Annotated in this window: 20 protein-coding genes and 1 tRNA gene; 13 read left to right on the forward strand and 8 right to left on the reverse strand. The window is 68.0% G+C overall.

Annotated elements, in window-relative coordinates; translation table 11 throughout:
• The first annotated feature begins 117 nt into the window (after positions 1–117).
• The gene (locus tag E1261_RS11820) at positions 118–561 is read left to right on the forward strand and encodes a hypothetical protein (protein ID WP_132405793.1); all 444 of its coding nucleotides are present in this window, start codon (positions 118–120) and stop codon (positions 559–561) included.
• A 58-nt stretch (positions 562–619) separates the two neighbouring features.
• Here the strand turns inward: E1261_RS11820 and E1261_RS11825 are convergent, their stop codons facing one another.
• Positions 620–3,529 carry a M36 family metallopeptidase gene (locus tag E1261_RS11825; RefSeq protein WP_132405795.1) on the reverse strand — a complete coding sequence of 970 codons (2,910 nt, stop codon included), beginning with the start codon at positions 3,527–3,529 and terminating at the stop codon, positions 620–622.
• Between the two features lie 224 nt (positions 3,530–3,753).
• Positions 3,754–4,956 carry a S53 family peptidase gene (locus E1261_RS11830; RefSeq protein ID WP_202874638.1) on the reverse strand — a complete coding sequence of 401 codons (1,203 nt, stop codon included), beginning with the start codon at positions 4,954–4,956 and terminating at the stop codon, positions 3,754–3,756.
• Positions 4,957–5,206: 250 nt separating this feature from the next.
• Between E1261_RS11830 and E1261_RS11835 the strand changes: the two genes are divergently transcribed.
• Positions 5,207–5,692, forward strand: coding sequence for a hypothetical protein (locus E1261_RS11835; protein ID WP_132405797.1), 486 nt, complete (start codon positions 5,207–5,209; stop codon positions 5,690–5,692).
• A gap of 46 nt (positions 5,693–5,738) precedes the next feature.
• Here E1261_RS11835 and E1261_RS11840 read toward each other — a convergent pair whose 3' ends face one another.
• Together E1261_RS11840 and adh are read right to left on the reverse strand one after the other, a co-directional pair.
• Positions 5,739–6,098 (reverse strand): DUF779 domain-containing protein, encoded by a 360-nt coding sequence (locus E1261_RS11840; protein WP_238176154.1) that lies wholly within the window; start codon positions 6,096–6,098, stop codon positions 5,739–5,741.
• 23 nt (positions 6,099–6,121) lie between these two features.
• Complete coding sequence (gene adh, locus E1261_RS11845; protein ID WP_132405799.1) at positions 6,122–7,645, reverse strand: aldehyde dehydrogenase; 1,524 nt, start codon at positions 7,643–7,645, stop codon at positions 6,122–6,124.
• 87 nt (positions 7,646–7,732) lie between these two features.
• On the opposite strand from adh, the gene E1261_RS11850 reads away from it, so the two are divergent.
• From E1261_RS11850 to E1261_RS11865, 4 genes are all read left to right on the forward strand, one after another.
• Positions 7,733–9,184, forward strand: coding sequence for a helix-turn-helix domain-containing protein (locus E1261_RS11850; RefSeq protein ID WP_132405801.1), 1,452 nt, complete (start codon positions 7,733–7,735; stop codon positions 9,182–9,184).
• Between the two features lie 118 nt (positions 9,185–9,302).
• A complete protein-coding gene (locus E1261_RS11855) occupies positions 9,303–11,453 on the forward strand; it encodes a (Fe-S)-binding protein (RefSeq protein ID WP_132405803.1) in 2,151 nt (716 codons plus the stop codon).
• A 332-nt stretch (positions 11,454–11,785) separates the two neighbouring features.
• On the forward strand, positions 11,786–13,363 hold the full coding sequence (locus E1261_RS11860) for an alkaline phosphatase D family protein (RefSeq protein WP_132405805.1): 1,578 nt from the start codon (positions 11,786–11,788) through the stop codon (positions 13,361–13,363).
• Between the two features lie 10 nt (positions 13,364–13,373).
• Positions 13,374–14,234 (forward strand): galactose-binding domain-containing protein, encoded by an 861-nt coding sequence (locus E1261_RS11865; RefSeq protein WP_202874641.1) that lies wholly within the window; start codon positions 13,374–13,376, stop codon positions 14,232–14,234.
• A gap of 1 nt (position 14,235) precedes the next feature.
• On the opposite strand, the gene E1261_RS11870 is transcribed toward E1261_RS11865, so the two are convergent.
• Positions 14,236–15,012 (reverse strand): SDR family NAD(P)-dependent oxidoreductase, encoded by a 777-nt coding sequence (locus tag E1261_RS11870; RefSeq protein WP_238176155.1) that lies wholly within the window; start codon positions 15,010–15,012, stop codon positions 14,236–14,238.
• Between the two features lie 129 nt (positions 15,013–15,141).
• On the opposite strand from E1261_RS11870, the gene E1261_RS46840 reads away from it, so the two are divergent.
• The 4 genes from E1261_RS46840 to E1261_RS11890 all read left to right on the forward strand — a co-directional run bounded on the left by E1261_RS46840 (position 15,142) and on the right by E1261_RS11890 (position 18,734).
• The gene (locus E1261_RS46840; RefSeq protein ID WP_132405809.1) at positions 15,142–15,915 is read left to right on the forward strand and encodes an Arc family DNA-binding protein; all 774 of its coding nucleotides are present in this window, start codon (positions 15,142–15,144) and stop codon (positions 15,913–15,915) included.
• Positions 15,912–16,754, forward strand: coding sequence for a DUF4097 family beta strand repeat-containing protein (locus E1261_RS11880; protein WP_238176156.1), 843 nt, complete (start codon positions 15,912–15,914; stop codon positions 16,752–16,754). Before E1261_RS46840 ends, E1261_RS11880 begins: the two co-directional genes overlap by 4 nt.
• 118 nt (positions 16,755–16,872) lie before the next feature.
• Positions 16,873–17,106 carry a hypothetical protein gene (locus tag E1261_RS11885; protein ID WP_132405813.1) on the forward strand — a complete coding sequence of 78 codons (234 nt, stop codon included), beginning with the start codon at positions 16,873–16,875 and terminating at the stop codon, positions 17,104–17,106.
• 110 nt (positions 17,107–17,216) lie between these two features.
• Complete coding sequence (locus E1261_RS11890; protein WP_132405815.1) at positions 17,217–18,734, forward strand: PQQ-binding-like beta-propeller repeat protein; 1,518 nt, start codon at positions 17,217–17,219, stop codon at positions 18,732–18,734.
• Between the two features lie 58 nt (positions 18,735–18,792).
• On the opposite strand, the gene dcd is transcribed toward E1261_RS11890, so the two are convergent.
• Both dcd and E1261_RS11900 read right to left on the reverse strand, forming a co-directional pair.
• Positions 18,793–19,368, reverse strand: a complete 576-nt coding sequence (dcd, locus tag E1261_RS11895) for a dCTP deaminase (RefSeq protein WP_132405817.1) — start codon at positions 19,366–19,368, stop codon at positions 18,793–18,795.
• A gap of 125 nt (positions 19,369–19,493) precedes the next feature.
• The gene (locus E1261_RS11900; protein ID WP_132405819.1) at positions 19,494–19,934 is read right to left on the reverse strand and encodes a MarR family winged helix-turn-helix transcriptional regulator; all 441 of its coding nucleotides are present in this window, start codon (positions 19,932–19,934) and stop codon (positions 19,494–19,496) included.
• 333 nt (positions 19,935–20,267) lie between these two features.
• Between E1261_RS11900 and E1261_RS11905 the strand changes: the two genes are divergently transcribed.
• Both E1261_RS11905 and E1261_RS11910 read left to right on the forward strand, forming a co-directional pair.
• Positions 20,268–20,341, forward strand: a tRNA-Gly gene (locus tag E1261_RS11905).
• A gap of 255 nt (positions 20,342–20,596) precedes the next feature.
• Positions 20,597–21,421, forward strand: coding sequence for an SAM-dependent methyltransferase (locus E1261_RS11910; protein WP_165952456.1), 825 nt, complete (start codon positions 20,597–20,599; stop codon positions 21,419–21,421).
• On the opposite strand, the gene E1261_RS11915 is transcribed toward E1261_RS11910, so the two are convergent.
• Positions 21,411–21,959, reverse strand: coding sequence for a TetR/AcrR family transcriptional regulator (locus tag E1261_RS11915; RefSeq protein ID WP_165952457.1), 549 nt, complete (start codon positions 21,957–21,959; stop codon positions 21,411–21,413). The genes E1261_RS11910 and E1261_RS11915 overlap by 11 nt on opposite strands.
• A 201-nt stretch (positions 21,960–22,160) precedes the next feature.
• Here E1261_RS11915 and E1261_RS11920 point away from each other — a divergent pair.
• Positions 22,161–23,984 (forward strand): DUF8094 domain-containing protein (locus tag E1261_RS11920; RefSeq protein ID WP_202874642.1); only part of this gene is annotated, 1,824 nt, incomplete at its 3' end.

The following is a 23,984-nucleotide window of genomic DNA, read 5'->3' on the forward strand; positions in this document are numbered from 1 at the left end:
GATCTCACTCTGTGGATGGGCCGGCCGGTTACCGCCCGGTCTCACTCTGTGAATGCCACCAACAGACCGCGTCCGCCCGGCGTCTCACCAGTCCCACGCGAACTAGGAGCTGGTGCCATGAAGGTTCTGCTCGCCACCGCCACCGCCGGTGCGGTCGCGGTTGTCATCGTGGCCGTCGCGGCCGCTGCAGCCACCGGAAAGATCGGTGAACCGAGCGGTGCCGAGACACCTCAAGCAGCTGCCGACAGCGCACTCCACGCGCTCGCGACGCAGGATGAGGACCGTTTGAACGCGCTCGCCGAACGGAACCGGCACGGCCGCAAGGAGGCGGCCCGGCGGCTGATCGACAACTGCCGTGGGTCGGACTTCACCGGGGCGCGGGTCACCGTGGCCCGGCACAGCGAAGCCGGCTACCTCGCGATGGGCACTGTCACCGTGCCCCAGGGCCGAGACCAGTGCCGGGAGTTCACGCTCTCGGTGGTGCAGCGGCAGAAGGGCTGGTTCCTCGAGCTGTCGACACCCGAGCCCGGCCCGAACCCGACCGCGGCAACGAACCGGTGAAACGCAGCTGTGGCGGTCACCCGGGTGGGTGACCGCCACAGTCAGTGGTGCGGGACTGCTACTTGCCGAAGACCTGGATCTCGGTCATGTCGGTGTAGGAGCAGCCACCGAAGGGACCGGGGCAGGCGTTCGGGAAGTCCGGGACCTGCGGGCTGAGCATCACGAACCGGACGTACTGGACGCCGGTCGCGTTGCCGGTCGGGGTGAGGAGGTTGTACTTGCCGCGGTTGGCGCCGGTGAAGGTGCCTTCCTGGGCGGTGGCCCAGGTGGTGCCGTCGGCCGAGGTCTCGATCCGGTACTGGCCGGTGGAGGCGCTGGCCGGGTCACCGCAGACGTTCGACGGGTCGACCTTGAACGAGTCGATGGTCACCTTCGACGGGAGCTTGATGTCGATGTGCTTGGGGATCATCACGTTGGTCGGGGTGCCGTTGTCGTCACCGGTGGTGCTGCCCCAGCCGGTGCCCTGGGCGTTGTCGATCGCGCCACCCGGACCACAGGCGTAGTCGCTCAGGTCCGGACCGTTGAAGTCGGTGATCACACCGCCACCGGAGGCAGCCGCCCAGTTACGCCGTACGGCGTATGCGACCGAGGAACCAGCCTTGACGGTGACCGGGTTGACGGCGAGCTCGTAGCCCGGAGAGGCCACGACCAGCTTCGGGTAGGTGCCCGGAGCAACCTTGGTGATGGCGAACTTGCCGGCGGCGTCGGTGGTTGCGGCGTAGTCGCCCGCGTAGCCCGACGAGTGGCCACCGATGTAGACCAGCGCGTTCGGGATCGGCTTGCCGGTGTCCTTGTCGGTGATGGTGCCGGTCAGCGTGGTGGTCTTGCCCTTCGGCGGGATGTGGAAGTCCTCGGCCGGGAAGGCGTCCCCGGCGTCGATGACACCGGCGTACCAGCCCATGCCACGGTTGGCGAAGACCTGCCAGATGATGCCGGCGTTCTTGCCCCCCTTGGCGACCAGGTCGGCCTGCACGATCGCGTTGCGCATGTCGAGCATGGTCGGGTCGGAAGGTGCCAGCTCCATCGCGCGGGTGATGATGCTCAAGGCGTAGGCACGGCCGAACCGCTCACGCAGGTCCCACAGGGTCTGGGCCCACAGCTCACCGGAGGCGTGCACCTGGGGTGCGCCACCGATGGTCGGGAAGTCGCCGTACGTGTAGCCGCCCTTCGAACCATCGCGCCCGACGCAGTTCGGGCTGACCGCCTTGACGCGGCAGTCGATCGCCTGGGTGCGGAACAGCGCACCGTGCGAGACGTACTTGCCTTCCTGGACCTCGCCCGCGGCCGTGGTGTCCTTCTCCAGGCCGTGCGCGACCAGGTAGTCCATCGCGTAGAAGTCGCTCCACGCCTCGCCCATAGCGCCGGCCTGGATGCTGTTCAGCGTCGAGTTGCCGCCGGCGTCGACGACGAGGCGGTTCGACAGACCGTGGGTGTACTCGTGGTACAGGATGCTCGCGTCGTTGGACGAGCTGCTCGGCACGTAGCCGCTCTGCTCGTCGCTCTCGCCCGGCGCGTGGAACAGGTACATCTGCATGGTCGGCGGGGTGCCGTCCGGCGGGGTGTTCATGTTCGCGTTGTCGACGTGGTTGGCGTCGGGGCCGCCGCCGGCGCCGGTGGCCGCACCGTCGAGCGCGTTCAGCAGGACCGGGTCACCACCGTCGGCGTCGAACGAGCCGGCCGCCTTGGTGAAGCTGATCGGCGGCTTGGCCAGCCAGTCGTGGAAGTTGCTGGCCAGGTAGAAGCCGTTGGTGACGTCCTGGTTCATGTTCGCCTTCCAGGAGTCCGGCTTGGCCGGGTCCCAGGTGCAGATGAACGAGGCGGAGCAGAACGACGACGAGCTCTGGAACGGCACGATCTTGTGCTCGGCGCCGGTCTTGGTGCCGGGGACCTTGACGGTCTCGCCGGCGTTCGGCTGGTTGTCGTCGTTGATGTCGGCCCAGGCCGCGACCGAGGTGCCTTCGAGCAGCGACTTGGCGTTCTTCGGCAGCCACTTGTTGTAGATCAGGTTCTCGACCCGCTGCGTGCCCCCCTTGGCGGCACCCGGGTAGTTGTCCTGGACCAACGCGTCGCCGTTGCCCTCGCTGGACAGGTCGCGGCGGTACAGCAGGCCACCGGTCTGGGCGTCGATGACGTGGGTGTAGACCTTGCGGCCACCCGCGTTCACGTACGTCGACCAGGCCTTCCGCAGGCCGTCGGCGGTGTGGAACCACACCTGCTGCGCCTTGTCACCGTTGCTCCAGGTGACGTTGTTGCCGGTGGTCTTCGCGGTGGCTTCGGCCGCCGTACCGGAGATGTCCTTGACCGCGGTCTCGCGGGCCTTGTCGGCGGAGACCGCCGGGGCGGCCGAGCGGGCCTGGGCGGCCGGCGTCAGGCCGGCGACCGGGGCGCTCATCACCGAGATCAGCTGGCCGTGCTTGGTGACGTTCGCCTTCAGGCCGTTGCCGAAGACCTCGATCCCGTCGACCACCTGGGTCCAGAAGATGTGGTGGGTGCCGAGGTCGTCGACGTAGTCCTTGCGGAGCTTCAGCGTGGCCAGGTCGGCGGCGGCGAGCTTGAAGACCTCGGGGTGCGTCTTCACGTAGGACAGGGCGATGTCCTGGGCCTTCCGGCCGCTGCGACCGGTCAGGAACCCGTCCAGCTTCGTGACCTGGGCCGGGGTCCCGGTGTTCGCGTCGAGCTCGACGACGCCCTGGGTACCGAGTGAGTTGCGGAACTTCTCCGACGCGTCAGACTCCTTGCCGGCCACCTTGGCGGCACGGTTGTAGGTCGTCTTCGCGTTCGGCGTCCGGGCGTCGTAGTGGCCCTTCCGCTCCTTGCTCTCGATCCCCGCGGACTTGGCGTCCTTGCCTTCACCGGGGCCGGCCTGCGGGCTGGCCGTCGCGCCGCCGGCCATCGAAACGGCCAGCAGACTGACGGCGGAGACGGCGGAGATGGCAAGAAGCCCCTGCCGTCTGCGTGATGTGGTCACAGCGATACTCCAGAAAAGTCACCTGCGCGGATCGCCCTCCGCGACCCGTCCGCGCCTGACCTTAAGCGTGGATCCGGTGCCGGGGAAGTGATCTCCCCGGAATGGCGCGGAGACGAGGGTTGTCCTTCGTGCTCGGCACATTACTAAATGCGACGCCGAAATGGGCGTAGGCAAACGGCCGGACCCCCATCGCGGTAGGGGCCCGGCCGCTCGTTCAGTGGTGCTCAGAACGCGGCTGCTCCGTTCGGCGTACCCAGTCCGGTCGGTCCGTCCCAGCCGGTGCGGGCGTTGCACCACTGGGTGGTGGGGCAACTTCCGTTGCTGCCGATGGTCACATCGAACAGCGAGCCCGGGTGTGCGTAGGGCAACGCGTTCGCGTAGCCGGTGGTGTTGCCGGACAGCGCGTAGACCGCGGCAATGATCGGCGCCGCCTCACTCGTCCCGCCGAACTGCGCCCAGGTCGACGCGGTCTTGCTGGTCGGGTAGTAGATCGCCATCCCGCCCTTGCCCGGATCGGCCGCGGCTGACACGTCGGCCATCGCCCGCTTCGAGCAGCCGGTGCCGAACGACGCGGCCGCACTCAACGCGGTGTTGTACGTCGAACAGCCGGAGCCGGCGCCGTCCCACACGGTCTCGCTCCAGCCGCGGGTGTTGCTCGCGGCAACGAGCGACGTACCGCCGACAGCCGTTGTGTACGACGAAGAGGCCGGGTAGCTGCCGCCCTGGTAGCCGTCGTCACCGGTCGACGCGGTCACCGCGATCCCAGGGTGGTTGTAGTACGTGCCGTAGTCGCTGTCGGATGCGTCGCCACCGCCGTAGCTGTTGGAGATGGCAACCACCCCGGCCTGCTTGGCGGCCGTCTGGACCGCCGTACCGAGGTCGGCGAAGCTGGCGGATTTGGCCTGTACGACGAGGATCTTCGCGTCCGGCGCGGCTGCCGACACCGCGTCGACATCGAGTGCCTGCTCGCCGGCCCATCCGGCGTTGAACGTCGGCAGGGTGGTCCCGCCGGTCTGGTTGATGATCTTCAGGCAGCCGTTGGCCGTCGTACACGCGGACAGGCCGAACTGGGAGCGGTAGACGCCGAGGTCGCGCTCCAGGTTCGGGTAGCCGTACGCGTCGACGATCGCGACGGTCCGGCCGCCTGCGCTCAGTCCGTTCAGTTTGTAGGCGTCCCGCAGGCCGGTCGGGGTGAGACCGGTGGCCGGTGGGGCGGTTGCCGCGGGGGTGACGCCGTTGCTCGCGACCAGTTTGATCGCGTGGCAGCTCGCGGTGTGCTTGGCCTTGGCGGCCGAACACACCTGCGCCGCGTGCTTCCCGGCGGTGTAGGGGGTGATCGGGGCCGCGTAGGCCCCAGCAGGTGCGGTCAGTCCCGCGACGGCCAGTGCGCCGGCGCCCAGGGCGGTGACGAGAATCCGTTGCCTCAACAGAACTCCTCGGATGGGCAGGCCACCGCCCCGAAAAGATTGGTCGGAAGGGCGGTGACCGACAGTGGATGGTGCTCGAAATCGTCCGCCCGGCAAGGGATTCGGTGCCAGCGATTACGCCTCTGACAAATGTCACGGGACGACCCGTGACACCCGGCCCGAAGACCCCCGATTTTCCGCGTCAGGACGGCGTTTTGCCCGATCGGGAAAATACTGAAGGATTCCCCGCGACTTTCCGGAGAATGGACGCATGTCCCTCGCCGACCGGGCCCACGCCCTGCAATCCGAAGCTCATGAGCTGTTCGACCGACTGGACCTCGGTACGGCGTTCCCCTGGCAACCGACGATGATCGGCAGCGCGCGATCCGGGCTGATGGTGACCCGCGATCTGGACGTCATGTTCGACGCCCCGGACGCGACCACGGCAACCGTGCTGACCGGCCTGACCACACTCGCAAACAGGGTGCAGATCCAGTCCATCGACTTCCAGGACGAACGCGGGGACCGACGGCCCACCCCGGCAATCACCGACGAGCGGTACTACGCCGTACTGCACACCACGACCTGGAAGATAGACCTGACCTTCTGGCTACACGTCATCGACCGCCCCCACGCCGACCACGCTCAGAGGATCGCCTCGGCGACCGCAGAGCAGCAACGCACGATCCTCCGCCTGAAAGACGCGCTGCCAGGCTCCGACAGCACCGCCATCTACAACGCCGTACTGGATCTCTGAAGAGTGCCGGCCGTCCGGCAACGCCACCGGACGGTCGGCACTCGCTTCAGAGGAGGCCGAGGGTTTCGGACTCGGTGTCGGTGAAGAGGCGGGAGCGGATCAGGAAGCGGACGCCTTCCGGCGCCTCGACCGAGAAGCCGCTGCCGCGCCCCTTCACGACGTCGACAGTGAGCTGCGTGTGTTTCCAGTACTCGTACTGATCGGCGGCCATCCAGAAGCCGATCGGCTGCTCGAGCCCCTCGACCATGAGGTCGCCGAGGTGCACGTCGGCCGGACCGACCCGGAACTCGCCTTCCGGGAAACACATCGGCGAACTGCCGTCACAACACCCACCGGACTGATGGAACATCAGCGGCCCGTGGGTCTCGGTAAGGCTGCGGAGCAGATCCCCCGCAGCCTCACTCAAGCGCACTTTTTCGACGACCACGATCAGAAGAACCCGAGCTTGTTCGGGCTGTAGCTGACCAGCAGGTTCTTCGTCTGCTGGTAGTGGTCGAGCATCATCTTGTGGTTCTCGCGGCCGATGCCGGAGTTCTTGTACCCGCCGAACGCCGCGTGCGCCGGGTAGGCGTGGTAGCAGTTCGTCCAGACGCGGCCGGCCTGGATCTCGCGACCGGCCCGGTACGCCGTGTTGATGTCGCGCGACCAGACGCCGGCCCCGAGCCCGTACAGGGTGTCGTTGGCGATCTTCATCGCGTCGGCGTAGTCGTCGAACCGGGTCACCGAGACGACCGGGCCGAAGATCTCCTCCTGGAAGATCCGCATCTTGTTGTCGCCCTCGAAGATCGTCGGCTGGATGTAGTACCCGCCGCTCAGGTCGCCGCCGAGGTCGGACCGCTCGCCACCGGTGATCACCTTGGCGCCCTCGGCCTTGCCGATGTCGATGTAGGCGAGGATCTTCTCGTACTGGTCGTTACTCGCCTGCGCACCGATCATCGTGTCGGTGTCGAGCGGGTTGCCGGTCTTGATCGCCTGCGTGCGCGCGGTCGCGTCGCCGAGGAACTGGTCGTAGATCGACGACTGGATCAGCGCCCGCGACGGGCAGGTACAGACCTCGCCCTGGTTCAGCGCGAACATCGTGAACCCCTCGAGCGCCTTGTCGTAGAACTCGTCCCGGGCGTTCGCCACGTCGTCGAAGAAGATGTTCGGGCTCTTGCCACCGAGCTCCAGCGTCACCGGGATGATGTTGTCCGAGGCGTACTGCATGATGAGCCGGCCGGTCGTGGTCTCACCAGTGAACGCGACCTTGGCGATTCTGTTGCTAGAGGCAAGCGGTTTGCCGGCTTCGACGCCGAAACCGTTGACCACGTTGAGCACACCGGGTGGGATCAGGTCGGCGATCAGCTCAAGCAGCACGTGGATCGAGGCCGGGGTCTGCTCGGCCGGCTTCAGTACGACGGCGTTGCCGGCAGCCAGCGCCGGAGCCAGCTTCCAGGTCGCCATCAGGATCGGGAAGTTCCACGGGATGATCTGCGCGACCACGCCGAGCGGCTCGTGGAAGTGGTAGGCGATCGTGTCGTCGTCGATCACCGAGACCGACCCCTCCTGAGCCCGCAACGCCCCGGCGAAGTACCGGAAGTGATCGATCGCGAGCGGGATGTCGGCGGCCAGCGTCTCCCGCACGGCCTTGCCGTTGTCCCAGCTCTCGGCGACCGCGAGCAGTTCGAGGTTGGCCTCGATCCGGTCGGCGATCTTGTTCAGCACGTTGGCGCGTTCGGCCGGTGACGTGCGGCCCCAGGCCGGCGCGGCACCGTGGGCGGCGTCGAGGGCGCGCTCGACGTCGTCCGCCGTACCGCGGGCGATCTCGGTGAAGTTCTCGCCGGTGATCGGCGACGGGTTCTCGAAGTACGCGCCCTTGGCGGGTGCGACCCACTCACCACCGATGAAGTGGTCGTAGCGGGATTTGTAGGTCACCGGGCTGCCATCCTGCCCAGGAGCTGCGAAGATCGTCATAGGTCCTCCTCGGGATACCTGAGGCGGAATCTACGGAGGGCGACGTTGCACCGACGTTGCATGCGGTGTGAGGCTCGAGGTGAGGCGATGGACGCGGCGGATGAGGCGCGCCGGTTGAGTGCGCTGTACGACGAAGTGCTCGGTGGCCACCGTGTGCCCGGAGCACCCCGCCGACTGGTCGCGGAGTCGTGGCAGCGGTCGCTGGCGGCTGCGGTCGACCCCGAGCTGGACGCTCCCCCGGTGGTCGTCGACAACGACGTACTGGAGGCGGTCCGGGCCAACCATCCGCTGCAAGCGGTCCTGCCGGTGCTGCGGCAGACGCTGACCACGATCGCCGACGAGGCGTCGCACATCATGATCATCACCGACGCCCAGGGGATGATTCTGTGGCGCGAAGGATCAGCCGCTGTACGGCGTCAGGCCGATCGGATCGCGTTGTCGGAAGGGGCAGTGTGGTCCGAGGACCAGATCGGCACCAACGGCATGGGTACGTCGCTCGCCGTCGGAAGGCCGGTGCAGATCCACTCGGCCGAGCACCTCGTTCGCCGGATCCACGAGTGGACCTGCGCGGCCGCCCCGGTGCACGACCCGGACACCGGCAAGCTGCTCGGAGCGGTCGACGTCTCGGGACCACTGCGCACTGTCCATCCCGCGATGGTCGCGCTGGTGACGGCCGCCGCCCAGCTCGCCGAGGGACAACTACGGGTCCGGATGGCCGCGTCCGACGAGATGCTTCGCGCTCGCAACATGCAGCACCTGGTCGCGCTAGGCGATTCGCCGGGTGCGCTGCTCACCCCGTCCGGCCGCGTGCTCGCCGTACAGCCGCTTGAATGGCTGCCGGACCGCCTGATCGTGCCGGCCGACACCGACCGGATCGACCTCGGTGACGGCCGCGAAGGCCTCATCGAGCAGCTCGACGAGGGCTACCTGCTCCGCATCCCCGGTACGGCGATCCGCCGTACCCGACCGTCGTTGCGGTTGCAGCTGCTCGGCGCCGGCCAACCGCTCGCCGTGGTCGGCGGCCGCGAGATCGCGCTCACCTTGCGGCGGGCCGAAGTACTGACTCTTCTCTTACTGCACCCGTCCGGACTGACTGCCGAGCAACTGATGCTCCAGCTGTACGGCGACGAGGGGAACCCGACGACTGTCCGCGCCGAGATGCACCGGCTGCGGAATCTGCTCGGCGGCGGGGTCCTCGACACGAAGCCCTACCGGATCATCGCCGATGTCACCGGCGACGTGACCGACGTACAGAAGGCACTGCGCGGCGGTGATCTGCGGACTGCGGTCGACCTCTATACCGGCCCGCTGCTCGCGCGTTCCGATGCCCCGGCTGTCCGCGCCGAGCGCGATGAGCTGGACGCGACCGTCCGGCGCAGCGTGCTCGACTCCGGTGATACCGAGCTGCTGTGGCACTTCTCCCAGACCGCCACCGGCGCCGAGGACCTGGAGATCTTCGAGGTGCTGAACACCGGCCTCCCCACCCACGACCCGCGCCGCGCCGCAGTGGCCGCGCGACTGGACCGCCTGGTCGACTGAGTCGCTACTTAGGGCGACCTAAGGGTGCCCTGTGCGCCACTAGTGAGACGGAACACGCTGGCGTGACGATTGCCGCATCGCCATGACTCACCAGTAACCAACCAATAACATCGCTGGTATGCAGATCCTCGCCATCATCGTGTCGCTCGCGATCGCCTTGGTCGGCGTCGCGTTGTTCGGCAAGACGATCGGGCACATCGTGTCCGTCATCAAGCTGGGGCAGCCGGCACCTGGCCGCACCGACCAGCCGGGGCAGCGCAGCGTCACGCTGGCCAAGGAGACCCTCCTCCACACCCGGATGCTGCAGTGGAGCCACATCGGCGTCCTGCACTGGTTCGTCGCGTTCGGCTTCCTCGGGCTGGTACTCAGCCTGGTGACGGCGTTCGGGCAGCTGTTCGACGCGCACTACGCGCTGCCGATCATCGGGCACTGGTTCGTCTTCGAGTGGGTCAGTGAGTTCCTGACCTGGACCGGTCTGGTCTCGATCATCGGTCTGATGGCGATCCGGCTGCGGCACCTGCCGCGGGGCTCCGAGGGCCGGTACAGCCGGTTCTTCGGGTCGCGGGCCTGGCAGGCGTACTACGTCGAGTACACGATCTTCGGCGTACTGGTCTCCATCGTGCTGCTGCGCGGCCTGGAGTACGCGCTCGGCGCGGGCAGCAAGTTCCACTTCCCGAGCACGTGGTTCGTCGGCGACGCGCTGTTCGGCGGCCTGTCCGAGCACACGCTCGAGAACACCGTCTACCTGGTCGCGATGATCAAGATCATCATCTCTTTCGCGTGGATGATCACCATCTCGCTGAACGCGACCATGGGGGTTGCCTGGCACCGCTTCACCGCCTGGCCGAACATCTGGTTCAAGCGCGAGGCCGCCGGCGGTACGGCGCTCGGTGCGCTGCAGCCGATCATGGTCAAGGGCGAGCCGATCGACTTCGAGAACATCGACGAGCTCGACGAGGACGCGGCGCTCGGGGTCGGCAAGGTCGAGGACTTCACCTGGAAGGGCCTGCTCGACTTCACCACGTGCACCGAGTGCGGTCGCTGCCAGTCGCAGTGCCCGGCCTGGAACACCGACAAGTCGCTGTCGCCGAAGCTGATCATGATGAACCTGCGCGAGCACGCGTACGCGAAGGCGCCGTACCTGCTGGCCTCCTCCGACGACGAGCGCAAGTCGCTGTCGCAGCTGGTGCTCGACGAGCAGGAGAAGCCGCTGGTCGGTCCGGCCGATGTCGCGGTCATCGACGAAGAAGCGCTCTGGGCCTGTACGTCGTGCGGCGCGTGCGTGCAGCAGTGTCCGGTCGACATCGAGCACGTCGACGCGATCATGGACATGCGCCGCTACCAGGTGCTGATCGAGTCGTCGTTCCCGTCCGAGCTCAACGGGCTGTTCAAGGGCCTGGAGAACAAGGGCAACCCGTGGAACATGAGCCCGTCCGGCCGGATGGACTGGGCCAAGGACCTGCCGTTCGAGGTCAAGCAGGTCGGCACCGATGTCGAGACGCTGGCCGAGGTCGAGTACCTGTTCTGGGTCGGTTGCGCCGGCGCCTACGAGGACCGCGCGAAGAAGACCACGCAGGCCGTGGCCGAACTGCTCAACATCGCCGGCGTGACGTTCGCCGTACTGGGTGATGGTGAGACGTGTACCGGTGACCCGGCCCGGCGGTCCGGCAACGAGTTCGTCTTCCAGCAGCTGGCGATGCAGAACGCGGAGGTCTTCAAGGAGACCGGCGCGAAGAAGGTCGTCTCCACCTGCGCGCACTGCTTCAACACGCTGAAGAACGAGTACTCGCAGCTCGGCGTCGAGCTCGACGTCATCCACCACACCCAGCTGCTCAACCGCCTGGTCCGCGAGGGCAAGCTGACCCCGGTCGCCCCCGCCGACAGCACACTCAACGGCCAGAAGATCACCTACCACGACCCGTGCTACCTCGGCCGGCACAACCAGGTGTACGACGCCCCGCGCGAACTGCTCGACATCATCCCCGGCGCCGAGTACGCCGAGATGCCGCGGAACAAGACCAAGTCGTTCTGCTGTGGTGCCGGCGGCGCCCGGATGTGGATGGAAGAGAAGGTCGGCACCCGGATCAACGTCAACCGCACCACCGAAGCCGTCGAAACCGGCGCCGACAAGATCGCCACCGGCTGCCCGTTCTGCCGAGTGATGCTCTCCGACGGCCTCACCGCCAAGCAGGCCGACGGGTCGGCCCGCGAAGAGGTAGAGGTCCAGGACGTCGCCCAGCTCCTGCTGTCTTCGGTCAAGCGCGGGTAGGGGTGTCTGTCGGCTCAGTGCCAAAGCCGGTTGGTTAAGGGCTCTCCACACGAGCTGGTACGACGTTGTGCACGGGTCAACCATGTGTGCGGCCGGACGGTGGTTGAGGAGTGCTCAAGGTGTGCTGGCCGGGCGACGTTGAGCACGGTTCAACCGTTTGGCGGGGTGGCGGATGGTTGGTGGGTGCTCAAGGTGACTCCCGCGCCGACGAAGTCCGGAATCGGTCATTTCACGCTGATGTGTGAGAACTTCTCGTAACGTGGCGTTAGGCAGGTAGAAACCTACCTGCCGCGGAAGTTTTCACCGGCGGATGATCGGGTGGGTTGGTGCCGATGAGCGTGCGTGTGGGTAGTACTCGACGAGGCTTTCTGACTGTCACCGGAGCCGCGGCGGCCTTGGCGCTGGCCGGCGACCTGCCTGGGGTGGGGCAGGCGCTGGCTGGGGCTACCGGTCGTGGGGACCGGCGGGATCCGTTCACGCTCGGTGTGGCGTCCGGGGATCCGTTGCCGGATGCGGTGGTGATCTGGACGCGGCTCGCGCCGGATCCGCTGACGCCGTTCGGCGGGATGAATCGTCGTCCGGTCGAGGTCGGGTGGCAGGTCGCCGAGGATCCGCGGTTCCGGCGGATCGTCCGGCAGGGCACGACCCAGGCCCGGCCTGAGGCGAGCCACACGGTACACATCGATGTCCGCGGGCTGCGTCCCTGGCGGGAGTACTGGTACCGCTTCCGCGTGAACGGGAAGCTCAGTCCGGTCGGCCGGACCCGGACCGCGCCGGCGCCGAACGCGGTCGTCGACGAGATGTCGCTGGCCTTCGCGTCCTGCCAGGCATGGTGGGAAGGCTGGTACACGGCGTACGCCGACATGGCCAAGCGCGAGCACGACGTGGTGTTCTTCCTTGGCGACTACATCTACGAGTTCGGTATCGACCGCGGCATCCGGCCGCACTCGAACGAGCCCTGGATGACGCAGCAGACGGTCACCCTGGACGAGTACCGCGTCCGCTACGCGTCGTACAAGATGGACCCTGACCTCCAGGCGGCCCACGCATCCGCGCCCTGGGTGGTCACGCTCGATGACCACGAGGTGGTCGACAACTGGGCCGACGAGGCGCATCCGAGCGCTCCGCCCGCGCAGTTCCTGGTACGGCGCGCGAACGCCTTCCGCGCGTATTGGGAGCACATGCCGCTGCGGCTCGCGCAGTTGCCGAAGGGCCCGGACATGCAGCTCTATCGGCGGATCAAGTACGGCCGGCTGGCGGAGTTCAGCGTCCTCGACACCCGGCAGTACCGCTCGGACCAGGCGTACGGCGACGGTTCGAAGGCGCCTGGCCCGGAGACCAAGGATCCCGCTCGCTCGATCACCGGGGCCGCTCAGGAGAAGTGGCTGCTCGACGGCTGGGCGGCCTCGCCAGCGCGCTGGAACGTGCTCGCGCAGCAGAACGCGCTGGCCCGCCTCGACGTGAAGGAAGGCCCCGAGGTTCTGGTCCCGATGGACACCTGGGACGGCTACGAAGCGTCCCGCAACCGCATCCTCGGCGCCGCCTACGAGCGCAAGCTCCGCAACCTGGTCTCGATCGGTGGCGACCTGCACCGCAGCGTGGCGTCCGACCTCAAGCTGGACTTCACGAACCCCGACTCACCGACCGTCGGCACCGAGTTCGTCGGTACGTCGATCTCGTCCGCGATGGACGGGATGGACCTCGACCCGGGCGGCGTGACGCTGATGAAGGAGAACCCGCACATCAAGTTCGGCAACTTCCAGCGCGGATACGTGAGTTGCAGCATCACCCCGCAGCGCTGGATCTCCGACTACCGCGTGGTCGACAAGGTCAGCATCCCGAACGGCACCGTCAGCACCCGCGCCAAGCTCCTCGTCGAGGACAACCGCCCGGGCATCCAGATCCTCTGAGGAGACAGCGATGACGATTCGATGGCAATCGGCCGTCGCCCTCGGGACGGCGGTCGCGGCAGCAATTGCGTTGCCCCAGGCAACCAATGGCGCGCCGCCGCGGACCGACGTACAGGTGTCGGTGCAACCCACGCAACTGAGCGTTGTCGGCCTGCCCTGCTTCCCGGGCAACCTGACGCTCACCATGACCAACACCGGAGCCGAGGACCGGTACGCCGACCTCACGCTGGATCCACGTGGTCCGCTGCAACTGTCCCGCGAACTGTTCTCGTCCTGGCTCCCGGCCGTCGACCCCGACCAGCCGGTCTCCGCGCCGGTCGAGGTCCGAGTTCCCCGCGATACCCAGCCCGGCAACTACTCGATCGAGCTCGAGGTCGACCGCTCCAAGGTGACGGTGCCGGTGACCGTGAATCCCTTGCCTGCAAAGGGTCCTGGCAGCAACGTGGCGCTCGGCGAACAGGCCACTGCCTCGTCGACGCACGGCAACTTCGCGGTCTGCGGTGGGGTCGACGGCGACCACGACTCCGCGCACTGGGACACGCTGACCGGCTGGAACGACGGCACCCGCGCCGTCTTCCCGGACAACTACGCCGTCACCCTGGCCGCGCCGACCACGATCAACCGCGTCGAGCTCTACACCCTCGACACGGCGCAGTGGCCGGCCGCGACCAACGGCCTGCGCGACTGGGACGTCCAGGTCCGCAGCGGCACCGGCGACTGGCAGACCGTGGCCCAGGTCCGCGGCAACACCCTCGGCCACGTCGTGTCGACGTTCGATCCGGTCCAGACGGACGCCGTACGCATCCTCTGCCTGGCCGGCAACGGCAACACCTACTCCCGGATCGTCGAACTGGAGGTCTACGGCAGCTGAATCAGTGCAGGTACGAGGCGCCGTTGAAGTCGAGGACGGCGCCGGAGGACCAGCCGGCCGGGGAAGAGGCGAGCCAATGGATGGCTGCGGCCACTTCCTCGGCGGTGGCGGTTCGGCCGAAGGGACTCTGGGCTCGGATCGCGTCGCCGCCGCGACCGTCCAGCATGCCGGCGGTCAGGTCGGTGGCGATGAATCCGGGCGCGATTGACGTCACGGTGATGTCATGTGGCGCCAACGAGACGGCAAGGGATTGGCCGAGAGCGTGCAATCCCGCCTTGGCAGCCCCGTACGCCGGTACGTCCGGCTCACCGCGGTAGGCGCCGCGCGAACCAACATTGACGACTGCACCCCGCCGTACACCGTCTGCCGGCTCGACGTCGAGCATGTGGCGGGCCACGCACCACGTCACGTGGGCAGCCCCTTCGAGATTGACCGCGAGGGTCCGCCGCCAGGCCGCGACCCATTCGTCGTACGGCGTCTCTGCCAGCGGATGCCCGAGCCGCCGCGACCCCGCCACCGGCTCCTCGACGTACAGCGCGGCGTTGTTCACCAGTACGTCGATGCGCCCCAGCAGGCGGGCCGATTCCTCAACCAGGGAAGGGCTTGCGGCCGAATCGCCCAGGTCGGCCGCGACCACCGCATGCCCGTCACCAGGCAGGCTCGCGCGGACCTCCTCGGCACGTTCGACCGCGCCACGGCAGTGCAGCACCACGCGGTCACCGCCTTGCGCGAACGCCATGGCTACGGCGGCTCCGACCCCGCGCGATGCGCCGGTCACGAGTACTCCTCTGGACACGTTTCCTCCATGGTTTCGGTGCTACCCATTCTGCCCCTGACGCCCCCGTGACACCGCACTGACATCAGATGGGGTTGACAGTGACGTCACGATGACGTCATAGTTGGCGTCATGGAACTTGATCCCTATCTCGAGTCGGTCCGGCGGAGCGTGGAGAACGCAACCGCCCTGGCCGACGACCAAACTCGCTCCGTGGCCCAGCGCCTCGGAGCCACGCTGGATGACGCCGGCCGCCTGGCCCTCATCTCAGCCCTGTCCGACGCCGCCGGGGAGATCAGCCGTGAGCTGTCCCCCGGCTCGGTCGAGCTCCGGATGGCCGGTGGCCGTCCCGAGTTCGTGGTCACGCCGGCTCCGAGCCAGCTGACCGGACCCGACGACACGGACGACGTACTGGACGACGACAACGACTCCGAGGTCAACGACCTGACCCCAGAGGCCGACGAGCCGACCGCGCGGATCACGCTGCGGCTGCCGATGTCGGTGAAGAACAAGGTCGACGAGGCCGCGACCGCCGAGGGCATCTCCTCGAACGCGTGGCTGATGCGCACGGTGATGATGTCGCTGAGCGACCGCGGCCGCCGTGGTGGCCCGCCGCGTCCGCCGCGGCCCCCGCGCGCACCGCGCGGTGGGATGTTCGGCCCGGACGGCCCGCTGGGCCCCGACGGTCCGCTCGGTCCCGACGGTGTCTTCGGCCCGGACGGCGTGTTCGGTCCCGGTGGACCCTTCGGCGACAACGGCGTCTTCGGTCCCGAGCGCGGCCGGCGTGACGAGCGTCGCGGTGAGCGTGACCACCGCCGCGCCGAGGGCGAGCGTCGCCGCGAGGAGAAGGACCGCCGCCGTGGTGAGCGCGGCCCGAGCCAGCGCTTCCAGGGGTGGGCACAGTGAGCGGCTTCACGAGTCAGCTGATCGCCGAGGACGGCGAGCTCACCCGGGCGCGGATCGAGATCGGCTCCGGCCAGGTCCTGCTGGTCCCTGCCGAAGGCACGCAGACGATCGTCGACCTCGAGGTCGAGGACGGCTCCGAGGATGACGTCGTCTACACCCTCGAGGACGGTGAGCTGATCGTCGAGCTCCGCAAGGGCCGGCGCTTCGACACCCGCCGCGGCCCCGAGATCCACCTCCGGATCTCCACACCGGCCGTCCTGGACGTGCGTGCCAAGACCGGCTCGGGTGACATCACCGCTCAGGTTCCGGTCGGTGCCGCTCGGCTGTCGACCGGCTCCGGTGACATCCGCCTGGAGGTCGTCGAGGGCGACCTGGCAGTCAGCACCGGGAGTGGCGACGTACGGGTCTCGCATGTGTCCGGCGTCGCCAAGGGCAGCACCGGCTCGGGATCGATCGACATCGGCGAGGCCGGCAACACGATCGGGCTCAGCACCGGCTCCGGCGACGTCCGGATCGGTGACGCGGCCGGACCGGCCAGCGTCAAGGTCGGCTCGGGTGACATCACCATCGAGCGGATCCGCGACCACTCGGTCGCCACCTCCGGCTCCGGCGACGTCACCGTCGAGGTGGCCGACGGGCCGAGCATCCAGGCCGAGACGGCCAACGGCGATGTCCGGGTCGGCGTTCCCGACGGCATCCCGACGTACCTGGACCTGAAGACGGTCACCGGCCGGATCCGCTGCGAGCTGCAGCCCGGCGAGAAGCCCGAAGCGGGCGCTCGCTCGCTGACTCTGCGGGCCCGCACGGTCACCGGCGACATCACCGTCGTCAAGGTCTGAACCACGCCTCCAGGAGGTCTCGCCGGCATCGGTCCGGCGGGACCTGGGCGAAGCACTGCCAAAAACAGCTAAGGGCCTAACCAGCTAAGGGCCAAAAACAGTTGAGGGGAGTACGGACATGATCACCGAACACCAAGAGGTGGCCCGCTACCGCGTCGCCGAGCACGTCCAGGCCGCCGAGACCCGCGCCCTGCTGAACGAGCACCAGACCACCGACAGCGGTCCCCGGCACGGCCTGGCGATCGCCCTGCGCCGGCTGGCCGACAAGCTCGAGCCGCTGACCACCCCGGCGCCGCAGGGCCGGCACGCCCGCCCCGAACACCGCGGTACCGGCCTCTCGGTCGTGCGCTGACCTCTTGTGTTGCAGCTTCGTGCAACGCCTGTGGATAACCGCGATCAGGCCCCAGGGACGCTGCTAGGTTTCAGGCGATCACTTCGTTTGACTTGGGGAGAAGAGCACCGATGCAGCGTCCGACAGCCAAGGCCGTCGCCACCGCCGCCGCCCTGCTGATCCTGGTCGCCGGTTGCGGCGGCAAGGACGACAACAAGGGCAGCGACGCACCGAAGGGTGGCGGTGACACACCGACCACTCCCGCGCCCCCGCCGGTCGCATCCTTCGACCCGCCCAAGGGCCTCACGCCCGTCGCGGCGTACGGCGTCCCGATCGAGAACGGCAAGAGTGAGGACAGCACGCTCTCGGCGGGAATGGTCGGCCAGACCGCGCTGGTCGCCGGCAAGTCCGGTCTCACCGGCCGCCACATCGCCGGACAGCGCGACCCGTGGACCGTGCTCGCCACCGAGAAGACCGACACGATCACCGTCGCCGACCACAGCGAGGTGATGCCGGTCGAGCTCGACGGCAAGGACGTCGCAGTGATCGCCTACAGCCAGATCGACAAGGGCAACGGCACCCAGAAGGCCAAGGGCCAGCTCGTCATCCAGTGGATCGACGCCGCCGACGGCAAGAAGGTCGCCGAGGTGACGACGGACTTCACCGCGAAGTTCGGGCCCGGCACCACCGCCGGCGACGTCAGCTCCCAGGCGTACGACCCGGCCACCGGCCAGGTCGCCATCGGCCTGCACGCCAACAGCTCCGACGGCGGCAAGAACGGCAGCAGCGACTTCACCGTGTTCGCCGACCCGAAGACGCAGAAGGCGACCATCACTCCGTTCATCGCCCCGGCCGCCGTACTGAACGGCACGGTCGTCGGCGCGAAGGGTCGCAACCAGGAGGGTGCGCACGACGGCACGATCGTGGTCTTCGACGGTGCCAGCGGCAAGGTCAGCAAGCAGATCCCCACCAAGATGGACTACCTGACCCCCGAGGGAAGCGGCACCAAGCACGCCTACTTCAACGGCTCGGCGTACGTACCGAACCCGAAGTCGACCGTCTACACCTACAACAGCGGTCTGTACGCCGTGGACATCGCGACCGGCGCGCTGGTCGGACAGATCAAGACGACGCTGGGCACCGAGAAGGCCTACACCTACACCTGTCTCGGCGACCAGGCGACCGCCGTCGTCTGCACCACCGGCGAGAACGGCGGCACCGACGAGATCATCGGCATCGACGACGCCACCGGCAAGAAGGTCTGGGGCTACAACAAGAACTCGGCCAGCCGGGTCGTGCCCGTCATCACCGGCGCCTTCCACGGCGTCGCGTACGGGCACGCGCAGGAGCAGCCGGTGATGCTCGACGCCAAGACCGGCGCCGACATCCCGCAGCCCTCGACGAACCCGAGCACGACCCCGTCGGTGAGCAGCACGCCGACCGACGGCACCAGCGAGACCCCGACGACCGGCGTACCGACCGATGACGTCGGCAGCAAGTTCGGTTCGGACCTGTCGCAGTTCAACCCGAAGCTCGGGACGCCGTCGCCGACCGCCATCAACGAGTACGGCGCGACGTACCTGCAGAACGACAAGGCCGACAACTACGACATCGACAAGATCCTGATCGCGATGAAGCCGACTGCCTGAATCACTGCGCAATGCGAAGGGCCCTGCCGGGTTGGCGGGGCCCTTCGTCGTACCGGGATCAGATGTCGGTGCGGTGGAAGTTCTGGTAGGAGCGCGACGGCGTCGGGCCGCGCTGGCCCTGGTAGCGGGAGCCGTACTTGGACGATCCGTACGGGTGCTCGGCCGGTGAGGAGAGCCGGAAGAAGCAGAGCTGGCCGATCTTCATGCCTGGCCAGAGCTTGATCGGCAGCGTCGCGACATTGGACAGCTCGAGCGTCACGTGCCCGGAGAAGCCCGGGTCGATGAAGCCGGCGGTCGAGTGCGTGAGCAGGCCGAGCCGCCCCAGCGAGGACTTGCCCTCCAGCCGGGCAGCGACGTCGTCCGGCAGCGTCACCATCTCGTACGTCGACCCGAGCACGAACTCGCCCGGGTGCAGGATGAACGGCTCGTCACCCTCCGGCTCGACCTCACGGGTCAGGTCGGGCTGCTCCTCGGCAGGGTCGATATGCGGATACCGGTGGTTCTCGAAAACCCGGAAAAACCGGTCCAGCCGTACGTCGACACTCGACGGCTGCACCATCGCAGCGTCGAAGGGTTCCAGCTGGACGCGCTTGGCGTCGAGCTCGGACAGGATGTCGCGGTCGGAGAGCAGCACGGATGCACGGTAGCAAGCGTGCTGCTCTGCGCCCAGTTCAACCGTCGTCCCAGGCGGCCGGTCGTGGATCGTCCGGAGCCCTCAGCTCCCCGGCGAGACCCCAGTCCTATGCCTGAGGCAACGAACTAGTCGGACAGCTTGTTGAACTTCGACACCTGGGTGGCGAAGGTCTTCACCTGGGCCGGCGACCAGTCCTTGAGCAGGTCGTCGATCACCTTGTGCCGCTTCTTCCGGGCCGAGGCGAGCTTGCGCTTGCCGGCCGCGGTCAGCGTCAGCAGCGTCGCCCGGGCGTCCGTCTTGTCGGCGGCCCGCTTCAGCAGGCCCTCCTCCTCGAGTCGCGCACAGGCCCGGCTGACCGGTCCCTTGTCCACCTCGAGCGCAGCGACCAGGTCGGCCATCCGCACCGGCGCCAGCTCCTCGACGTGGTTGAGCAACGCATATTGCGCCGGCTCCAGGTCCGGATGCGCCTCGTCGGACAGCGTCCGCTGCAGACCGCGCAGCCGCCGTGCCAACGTGACGAGCTCCTTCTCCAGGTTCTCCAGCGCGTCACTCGTGTCTGTTGCCACCGTTCACCCCTTCATCCAGTTGCCCCGCAACCATCTTGTCCGGTCCCGGCCAGGACCGCATCCTCACGTTGCGTCGAATGTTGCCCCCGGCAACGCGTTCTAATCTGCCAGAAGATGACGGGCATGCCCAGTCCTTGGACGTGCCCTTTGTGGAAAACTGCCCCGGAACCCCCCGCGCAAACCGTTTCGGCCGCCTTTTCGATGCGTTCGGCCACCTTCTTGGGCGCATTCCGCTGACCGCGCAACAACTGCCTCGGTCCGGCGCGCCGGACCCGCCGTGCCGGTGCCCCCACCCATCGGTTATGCTTTCTCCGCTCGCCTGAACGGCGACTCGCGGGTGTAGTTCAATGGCAGAACATCAGCTTCCCAAGCTGACAGTGCGAGTTCGATTCTCGTCACCCGCTCCACGAGAAAACGCCAGGTCGAGGATGTCCTCCTCCCTGGCGTTGTGTTCTTTCGGGGTTCGGTCGTGCCCGTGCCGTGCCCGTTCGAATCGGCCGGCAAATGTTCTGACATCCGCTCTCTCGCGGCCCGGAAGTTTCCGGCCCCGGCCGAAACGCCGCCGTACCCGAAAGATCACCGGGTTCCCGCCGGTGCGTCGACGCCCGGCTCCACATAGAGTGACGGCAGTTGCACGCCAAGGGACCGGAAGGACTGCCGTAATGGCCGACGAAGTACCCCAGGACAGCGAAGAGAACGCGATCCCAGGAATCGACCTGAGTACGCCGAGTATCGCCCGCGCCTATGACTACATGCTCGGTGGCAAGGACAACTTCGCCGTCGACCGCGCGCTCGTCGACCACATCGTCAGTGAGATGCCGGGTTCCCCGGCGCTCGCGATCGACAACCGGGCCGTCCTGATCCGGGCGATCCGCGAGATCGTCGAGACCACTCCGGTCCGGCAGTTCCTCGACCTGGGCAGCGGCCTGCCGAGCGCGGAGAACGTGCACCAGGTCGCCCAGCGGTACGCGTCCGAGTCCAAGGTCGTCTACGTCGACAACGACCCGATCGTGCTGGCCCACGGTCGCGCCCTGCTCGCCGAGAACGAGAACACGGTCGTCTTCCAGGCCGACCTCCGCGAGCCCAAGTCGATCTACGACAGCCCGGACACCCGCGCGCTGATCGACTTCGAGAAGCCGGTCGGCATCATCCTGAGCGCGATCCTGCACCACCTCAACGACGACGAGAACCCGGCCGAGCTGGTCCAGTTCTGGTACGACCGGGTGCCCTCCGGCAGCTACTTCTTCGTCAGCCACTTCCGCAGCGCGGACGACCCGCGCAGCATCCAGTTGCAGGAGGTCGTCCAGCAGTCCATCGGTCGCGGTCGCTGGCGCACCGACGAGGAGATCCTCGGTCTTCTCCCCGAGGGCCTCACGGTCCTTCCGCCGGGACTGGTCCCGGCCTCCCAATGGCGGCCCACCGACGAGGCCGAAGAAGTGACCCCGTGGGGACGCCTGATCGGCGCCGTACTGGCCGTCAAGCCCTGAGTAGGTAGGGCGCGAGCATCAGGTCGAGTTGCTCGGTGAGGAAGATGGACGGCTCGCCCCAGCCGTTCACCGCCCAGACCTGGAGTGCTCCGATGAAACAGACCAGCGTGTGCCGCGCAAGAGCCGGTACGTCGGTCTCCGCGCGGAGCTCGCCGGCTGCGACTGCTGCTCGGTAGAAGCGGGCGCAGCTGTTCACGATGGCGGCGGAGTGCGCGAGGGCGTGTTCGCGGAACTCCGGATCAGACACGTCGAGCTGGGCAAGGCCGACCGTCGACAGGACGTCGTACAGGGTTGCCAGCGGGGAGGTGTTGGCCTCCTCTGCCGTCGCGGCCGCGCGGAGCACCAGCTGCGGCTCGCGAGCCGCTGATGCGAGCAACAGACCGCGCTTGCTGCCGAAGCGCTGCATCAGCGTCGGGGGCGCCAGGCCGACCCGGGCACCGACGGCGGCCAGTGTGAGTTTCGCCGGACCGACCTCGGCCAGCACAAGGCGAGTCGCGTCCAGGATCGCGTCGTCGTCGACCAGCCGCGGACGCGCCACACAGTCCTCCCGGGTTGACGACCACAGGCTCCGGCGTTTACGAATGGCCGTTCACTATTGACCGGATCGTAACAGATCCGTGCGCCGTCAGTTAGGTACGGCAACGGGTGGAGTACGGGGATCCCGACGGGCCCCGCGGCCGAGCCCGCTGCCCGGTCCCCCGTCCGCGGGCCGGGCTCGTCGTACCAACGGGAGCTCTTGATGCGTTTCGCCCGCACTGCTTTGGGCCTGCTGCTGACCCTGATCGGCCTGGTCGTCGGCATCGCCGGCGCCGCGGCCGCGTTCTGGCTGGTCGGTCCGGACAACACCATCTCCACCGGAGGCCGGTCACTGACCAGTGACGGCCTCGCCGTGGTCACCGCACCCGACCTGCTCGACCGGCACGGCCCGACCCTGCGCGTCAGCGTCACCGGGTCCAAGCCGGTCTTCGTCGGTATCGCGCAGGACCTCGACGTCACCGACTACCTCAACGGCGCCGCCCACACCCGCGTGATCCGGTACGACGTGCCGTCCACGATCAGCACGCAGACCATGCGCGGTTTCGAGCACAAACTGACGCCGCCCGGCGACCTGGACTGGTGGGTGGCGAAGTCAGGGGGCAACGGCAACCAATCGATCGCCTGGCCGATGCAGGACGGCCGCTACTCGGTCGTCGTGATGAACGCCGACGGCACCCCCGCAGTCGACGCGAACGTCAGCTTCGGGATCGAGCTACACCGCTCCTTCGGCATCAGCCTGCTCATCCTCGGCGCCGGCATCGCCTCCCTGGCCCTAGGCATAGCCCTCGCCTTCCGCCGCCCGTCCTCCCACATCGCCGACGAGCCAGTCGTCCCCCTGTCCACCGCAATAGCACTCACCCCGCCGACAGGGACGACCGCGCTGGGCATGGGGGCCGAAGCAGGGGCGGCGCCCGGGCCGAGACTGGCGACTGCATTGGGCATGGCGACCGCAGCAGACTCGGAAACCGCGTCGGGCACCGCGACCACAGTGGGCACGGCAACCGCACCGGGTGCGGCGACCGGCCCTCGTACGCGGCTTCACGGCGCCAGTACGTCGGCCCGCGACACCAACCCGTTTGCCCCGAACGCAGGCCCGGTGGACGACGTTCCGGCGTACCGGGCTCCTGAGGTGCGGCCGGTGACGGATGAGGCGACGGAGCGGCTGGCGGTGATCGCCCAGCCGAAGGCGAGTTCGTCGGCTCAGCTCCAGACCGAGGCTCCGGTCCGGTCGGCGCGGCCCTCCCGACCGATTCCAGGTGTGCAGCCGTTGCGGTCGGCGCCGATGTTCATGACGCCTGCGGCAGTCGCCAAGGCGAAGTCGCGCGCGACCCTTCCCTCGACGAACGCCCCCACCACGCCGGCCGCCGCACTCACCACGCAGCCGACACCCCCTCCGACGCCGCCCGCTCTCACCCCGGCGGCTCCCACTCCGTCCGCTCCCATGCCGCCTGCGGAGACGTTGCCGTTGGTGGAGTCGCCGGAGTTCACGAAGAGTGATGAGGCGGTGAAGCGGACGGCCGCTCTGCTGGCCAGCGGCGCTTTGTTGCTTACGGCAACCAGCTGTGGCCTGATGCCGCCGAAGAACAACCTGACGGTCCCCGACCGCCGGCCCGCTGTCACGATCGCCGACGCCACCGCCGTGGTGACGAAGTACAGCGAGCTCAACAACAAGGCCAACCGGACCCGCGACAACAAGCTGGCCGCCACCATCGAGGCCGAGCCGACGCTGGCCCAGACCCTCGCCGGCTACCAGATCGGCCGCAAACTGGATGCGGCCGGCAAGGCCTTGGAGAAGCCGTTCACGTTCACCGACCCGGTGGTCGGTGCGCCGGAGTTCACGGCGTACCCGATGAGGTTCGTGGTCACCACCGGCGTCTCGGGTTCGACAGACACCCGGCAGCTCGGCGTCTGGGAGCGACAGAGCGCCGGCGCACCCTGGCTGCTGACCCACTCGGTCTACCCCGGCCGCTCCATCGACCTCCCGTCAATGGAGGGCGTGCGGACCCCGAGCCGCACCGACGTAGCC

The sequence above is a fragment of the Kribbella albertanoniae genome (assembly GCF_004348455.1).
Classification (GTDB): domain Bacteria; phylum Actinomycetota; class Actinomycetes; order Propionibacteriales; family Kribbellaceae; genus Kribbella; species Kribbella albertanoniae.

Coding starts and splice junctions, on each gene's coding strand:
- E1261_RS11820 (WP_132405793.1), top strand. CDS start 118: ATGAAGGTTCTGCTCGCCACCGCCACCGCCGGTGCGGTCGCGGTTGTC.
- E1261_RS11835 (WP_132405797.1), top strand. CDS start 5,207: ATGTCCCTCGCCGACCGGGCCCACGCCCTGCAATCCGAAGCTCATGAG.
- adh (WP_132405799.1), bottom strand. CDS start 7,645: ATGACGATCTTCGCAGCTCCTGGGCAGGATGGCAGCCCGGTGACCTAC.
- E1261_RS11850 (WP_132405801.1), top strand. CDS start 7,733: ATGGACGCGGCGGATGAGGCGCGCCGGTTGAGTGCGCTGTACGACGAA.
- E1261_RS11855 (WP_132405803.1), top strand. CDS start 9,303: ATGCAGATCCTCGCCATCATCGTGTCGCTCGCGATCGCCTTGGTCGGC.
- E1261_RS11860 (WP_132405805.1), top strand. CDS start 11,786: ATGAGCGTGCGTGTGGGTAGTACTCGACGAGGCTTTCTGACTGTCACC.
- E1261_RS11865 (WP_202874641.1), top strand. CDS start 13,374: ATGACGATTCGATGGCAATCGGCCGTCGCCCTCGGGACGGCGGTCGCG.
- E1261_RS46840 (WP_132405809.1), top strand. CDS start 15,142: ATGGAACTTGATCCCTATCTCGAGTCGGTCCGGCGGAGCGTGGAGAAC.
- E1261_RS11885 (WP_132405813.1), top strand. CDS start 16,873: ATGATCACCGAACACCAAGAGGTGGCCCGCTACCGCGTCGCCGAGCAC.
- E1261_RS11890 (WP_132405815.1), top strand. CDS start 17,217: ATGCAGCGTCCGACAGCCAAGGCCGTCGCCACCGCCGCCGCCCTGCTG.
- E1261_RS11910 (WP_165952456.1), top strand. CDS start 20,597: ATGGCCGACGAAGTACCCCAGGACAGCGAAGAGAACGCGATCCCAGGA.